Annotated in this window: 2 tRNA genes and 3 rRNA genes; all 5 read right to left on the reverse strand. The window is 43.3% G+C overall.

Annotation, left to right across the window (positions count from 1 at the left end):
- Positions 1 to 124: 124 nt before the first annotated feature.
- Positions 125 to 232, reverse strand: a 5S ribosomal RNA gene (gene rrf / locus F0000_RS26215).
- Between the two features lie 206 nt (positions 233 to 438).
- Positions 439 to 3,272, reverse strand: a 23S ribosomal RNA gene (locus F0000_RS26220).
- Positions 3,273 to 3,522: 250 nt separating this feature from the next.
- Positions 3,523 to 3,596 (reverse strand) — tRNA-Ala (locus F0000_RS26225).
- Positions 3,597 to 3,795: 199 nt separating this feature from the next.
- Positions 3,796 to 3,869: transfer RNA gene (locus F0000_RS26230), tRNA-Ile, on the reverse strand.
- A gap of 164 nt (positions 3,870 to 4,033) precedes the next feature.
- Positions 4,034 to 5,555: ribosomal RNA gene (locus tag F0000_RS26235) — 16S ribosomal RNA — on the reverse strand.
- The 16S, 23S and 5S rRNA genes sit together here with 2 tRNA genes alongside, the layout of an rRNA operon.
- Positions 5,556 to 6,164 lie beyond the last annotated feature (609 nt).

The raw sequence follows: 6,164 nt of genomic DNA on the forward strand, positions 1-6,164 counted from the left end.
AAACTCTCAAATAAAATACAAATCAGATATTACATCTCTTTAAAACAGTGACCAAACTTTCTATATGGTATAGTTAGTCATTAGGAATAAAAAAACCCTTCATTATAATAATGAAGGGTTTCAAGGAAGGCGGCGACCTACTCTCCCACGATTGTAGTACCATTGGCGCTAACGGGCTTAACTTCTCTGTTCGGAATGGTAAGAGGTGAGCCCCGATGCTATAACCACCTTAAGCTGTTATTGGTATGAAGTATGTTGCAGGAAGTAGTAAGTTTTTAAACTTAGTACATTCTACTCGATACTTACTACCAAGATAATAAGTTAACATATTGATTTAAATATAAATACGAGTATCATTGTCATATAAGAGTCTATAACTAAAAAGAAGCTATCAAAGCAATTCTCCACCCTGGTGGTGATTGCTCAATACCAGGGTGTACGCATAAGCCTATGGGTTATTAGTACTACTCGGCTATGACATTACTGCCTTTACACCTATAGCCTATCAACGTGGTAGTCTCCCACGACCCTTTAAAGAAATCTCATCTTGTGGTGGGTTTCGCGCTTATATGCTTTCAGCGCTTATCCCTTCCCAACGTAGCTACTCTGCAATGCTCCTGGCGGAACAACAGATACACCAGCGGTTAGTCCAACTCGGTCCTCTCGTACTAAAGTCAGATCCACTCAAATTTCTAACGCCCACTGTAGATAGAGACCGAACTGTCTCACGACGTTCTGAACCCAGCTCGCGTGCCACTTTAATGGGCGAACAGCCCAACCCTTGGGACCTTCTCCAGCCCCAGGATGTGACGAGCCGACATCGAGGTGCCAAACCCCCCCGTCGATGTGAGCTCTTGGGGGAGATCAGCCTGTTATCCCCGGAGTACCTTTTATCCTTTGAGCGATGGCCCTTCCATGCGGAACCACCGGATCACTATGCTCTACTTTCGTACCTGATCGAGCTGTATCTCTCTCAGTCAAGCCTGCTTATGCCATTGCACTCTACGCACGATTACCAACCGTACTGAGCAGACCTTTAGAAGCCTCCGTTACTCTTTTGGAGGCGACCACCCCAGTCAAACTACCCACCAAGCACTGTCCTTGTCTCCAAGTTAGGCTCCGAATAAGCAAAGGGTGGTATTTCAACAATGACTCCTCAACGCCTGGCGACGCCAATTCATAGTCTCCCACCTATCCTACACATTACTTATCCAAAGTCAATACTAAGCTATAGTAAAGGTTCACAGGGTCTTTTCGTCCCACAGCGGGTAACCGGCATCTTCACCGATACTACAATTTCACCGAGCTCATGGTTGAGACAGTGTCCAGATCGTTGCACCATTCGTGCAGGTCGGAACTTACCCGACAAGGAATTTCGCTACCTTAGGACCGTTATAGTTACGGCCGCCGTTTACCGGGGCTTCAATTCAGATCTTCTCCGAAGATAAACCCTCCTCTTAACCTTCCGGCACCGGGCAGGTGTCAGGCCATATACATCATATTTCTATTTAGCATAGCCCTGTGTTTTTGATAAACAGTCGCCTGGACCTATTCACTGCGGCCCATCATATGATGGGCGACCCTTCTCCCGAAGTTACGGGTCGATTTTGCCTAGTTCCTTAACCATGAATCTCTCGAGCGCCTTAGAATTCTCATCCCAACTACCTGTGTCGGTTTACGGTACGGGCTGCTTCACTTGGTTTTCTTGGAAGTCGCGTCTCTGGATTATCACACTAGCCGAAGCCTCTGTGTACTATCGCGGTATTACTACTCGCTTCAACGAACTATTCCGTCAGTTCGCACCAAATTAACGCCTCCGTCACTTTTAATGTGAGCAGGTACAGGAATATTAACCTGTTGTCCATCCACTACCCCTTTCGGGTTCGCGTTAGGGCCCGACTAACCCTCAGCTGATTAGCATAGCTGAGGAAACCTTAGTCTTTCGGCGTGCGGGTTTCTCGCCCGCATTATCGTTACTTATGCCTACATTTTCTTTTGTAGCTACTCCAGCAAGAATCGCCTCTCACCTTCAACGCATACTACAATGCTCCCCTACCACTTATATAAATTAATACATAAATCCATAGCTTCGGTAATATGTTTATGCCCGATTATTATCCATGCCGAACCGCTCGACTAGTGAGCTGTTACGCACTCTTTAAATGAATGGCTGCTTCCAAGCCAACATCCTAGCTGTCTAAGCAGTTCAACCGCGTTTTTTCAACTTAACATATATTTAGGGACCTTAGCTGATGGTCTGGGTTCTTTCCCTCTCGGACATGGACCTTAGCACCCATGCCCTCACTGCTGATTAACATTTTATAGCATTCGGAGTTTGTCAGGAATTGGTAGGCGGTGAAGCCCCCGCATCCAATCAGTAGCTCTACCTCTATAAAACTTTAAATCAACGCTGCACCTAAATGCATTTCGGGGAGTACGAGCTATTTCCGAGTTTGATTGGCCTTTCACCCCTACCCTCAGGTCATCCCAAGACTTTTCAACGTCAACGGGTTCGGTCCTCCACTTTGGATTAACAAAGCTTCAACCTGCCCAAGGGTAGATCACACGGTTTCGCGTCTACTACTACTAACTCTTCGCCCTATTCAGACTCGCTTTCGCTACGGCTGCGGTTCTTAAAACCTTAACCTTGCTAGTAAAAGTAACTCGTAGGCTCATTATGCAAAAGGCACGCCGTCACAGCTTACGCCGCTCCGACCGCTTGTAAGCGTATGGTTTCAGGATCTTTTTCACTCCCTTATTCAGGGTTCTTTTCACCTTTCCCTCACGGTACTGGTTCACTATCGGTCTCTCAGGAGTATTTAGCCTTATGGGATGGTCCCCACAGATTCATACAGGGTTACACGTGCCCCGCACTACTCAGGATACCACTAAATCAATATATCTTACCTATACGGGACTATCACCCTCTTTGGTTGCTCTTTCCAAAGCATTCTAATTCAATATAAATCTTATAGCGTGGTCCTACAACCCCGGCATTGCCGTAACAATACCGGTTTGGGCTAATCCGCGTTCGCTCGCCACTACTAACGGAATCACTATTGTTTTCTTCTCCTCCGGGTACTTAGATGTTTCAGTTCTCCGGGTTCGCCCACCTTACGGTGTGATATATCTTCAATATACCGGGTTGCCCCATTCGGATATCTGCGGATCATAGTGTATGTGCCACTAACCACAGCTTTTCGCAGCTTATCACGTCCTTCTTCGCCTCTGAGAGCCTAGGCATTCCCCATACGCCCTTAATTAGCTTATGCGTCTTTGCTTTAACTTGCTCTTTTAGTTTATAAGTCTTGTTATATCCGATAAAACATAACAAAACATTCTCTTAATTTATTATCACTAATTATTCTATATTTCAAGAACAATTAATGCTCGTATTCTTTAAATCAATATGTCAATGAACGTTTTTCTTATTAGAAATATAAAAATGATGATCACAAAGACTTTTCCATATTAATGAATCCTGTGTTTTGTAAACTATCAAATTTTATATCTAAAGAATTGTGGAGAATATCGGAGTCGAACCGATGACCTCCTGCGTGCAAGGCAGGCGCTCTAGCCAGCTGAGCTAATCCCCCATTATACAAATCCCGAATGTCGAATTTAGAATTACGAATAATGTGACTTAAACTCTATCTTCTAGAATTTCCTTTTTCAATAAAATACTTATGAACTTATTTGATAATATATGTAATAATTAAGGTATAATCGCTAATAAAAATGATAAACAACTCTTTTGCATTTAAAATCTTGATTCTTACATCTACATCTATTTCGTAGTCTCAGGCAGACTCGAACTGCCGACCTCTACATTATCAGTGTAGCGCTCTAACCAGCTGAGCTATGAGACTGTTTAATAGTAATGAGTAATCAGTACTAAGAATTTAGAATATTATCCTAAAAACTTATACTTAATACCTAATACTCTGTACTCAATACTAAAAAATTAATTAATCGACAGCTTAAGACTAAAAACATATAAAAAAACTATTCCTATTATATCGTCTTTCTCTAGAAAGGAGGTGTTCCAGCCGCACCTTCCGGTACGGCTACCTTGTTACGACTTAGCCCCAGTTACTAGTTTTACCCTAGGCCGCTCCTTACGGTGACGGACTTCAGGTACCCCCAGCTTCCATGGCTTGACGGGCGGTGTGTACAAGGCCCGGGAACGTATTCACCGGATCATGGCTGATATCCGATTACTAGCGATTCCAGCTTCACGGAGTCGAGTTGCAGACTCCGATCCGAACTGTGATAGGGTTTATAGATTCGCGCCTGGTCACCCAGTGGCTGCTCTCTGTCCCTACCATTGTAGCACGTGTGTGGCCCAGGACGTAAGGGCCGTGATGATTTGACGTCATCCCCACCTTCCTCGCGGTTTGCACCGGCAGTCTTGCTAGAGTTCCCGACATGACTCGCTGGCAACTAACAACAGGGGTTGCGCTCGTTATAGGACTTAACCTGACACCTCACGGCACGAGCTGACGACAACCATGCAGCACCTTGTAAATTGTCCGAAGAAAAGTCTATCTCTAAACCTGTCAATCTACATTTAAGCCCTGGTAAGGTTCCTCGCGTATCATCGAATTAAACCACATGCTCCACCGCTTGTGCGGGCCCCCGTCAATTCCTTTGAGTTTCATTCTTGCGAACGTACTCCCCAGGTGGGTTACTTATCACTTTCGCTTAGCCACTCAGATCGAAATCCGAACAGCTAGTAACCATCGTTTACGGCGTGGACTACCAGGGTATCTAATCCTGTTCGCTACCCACGCTTTCGTCCCTTAGCGTCAATACATTATTAGTGATCTGCCTTCGCAATCGGTATTCTGTGTAATATCTATGCATTTCACCGCTACACTACACATTCTAACCACTTCATAATGATTCAAGACCTGCAGTATCAATGGCAATTTCACGGTTGAGCCGTAAACTTTCACCACTGACTTACAGACCCGCCTACGGACCCTTTAAACCCAATGATTCCGGATAACGCTTGGATCCTCCGTATTACCGCGGCTGCTGGCACGGAGTTAGCCGATCCTTATTCGTAGAGTACCGTCAAACAAATACACGTATCTGCGTTTCTTCCTCTATAAAAGTAGTTTACAACCCATAGGGCAGTCTTCCTACACGCGGCATGGCTGGATCAGAGTTGCCTCCATTGTCCAATATTCCTCACTGCTGCCTCCCGTAGGAGTCTGGTCCGTGTCTCAGTACCAGTGTGGGGGATCCCCCTCTCAGGGCCCCTATCTATCGTAGCCTTGGTAAGCCGTTACCTTACCAACTAGCTAATAGAACGCATAGCCATCTTTTACCAATAAATCTTTAATCTATAACCGATGCCGATCATAAATACCATGGAGCATTAATCCAAATTTCTCTGGGCTATTCTCCAGTAAAAGGTAGGTTCTATACGCGTTACGCACCCGTGCGCCGGTCGTCAGCAAGTGCAAGCACTCCTGTTACCCCTCGACTTGCATGTGTTAAGCCTGCCGCTAGCGTTCATCCTGAGCCAGGATCAAACTCTTCATCGTTATTTCTTAAATATTATCTAAACAATAACAATAGGAATTTTATCGTATCTCTAAAATGTTTCTAGTCTTTATTCTTATTCTGTACTATAATAACTTATTAAAAAGCAACTATAATACGCGCTGTCAATCAATATGTCAATGAACTTTTTAAAACTCCCTAAAACAATCTTCATTGCAGGGCGTTACTTGTAAATTAATAAGGAATCGAACCCTAAAATTAATACTAATTAATCTACTCCAGTATAACTCTTTTTTCTATGAACGTATGCTTGTTTCTCAAAGCGGGTGCAAATATACAACTCCTTTTTACTCTGACAAAAAAAATGTTGGTTTTTTTTAAAAAAAATTTGAAGAAATAAAACTCAAATCAATACTCAAAAAACAAACAAGAACTTCAGGAAAATACATCCTCTTTTAGCGGAGGCAAACATACAACTCTTTTTTACTTATTTCTCAATTTTCTTAAAGTTTTTTTAATCTTATCTTAAACTAAGCACAACAAAACAATGAACGTAACAAAAAAATATAATAACCGTTTTTTTGAGTCCGCAAAACTACAACCTTTTTACAACTAAACAAGCATAATTAAAACCCTTTTTTTGAAATAAT

It is taken from the genome of Aquimarina sp. RZ0, from assembly GCF_008370685.1.
In the GTDB taxonomy this organism is placed as follows: Bacteria; Bacteroidota; Bacteroidia; order Flavobacteriales; family Flavobacteriaceae; genus Aquimarina.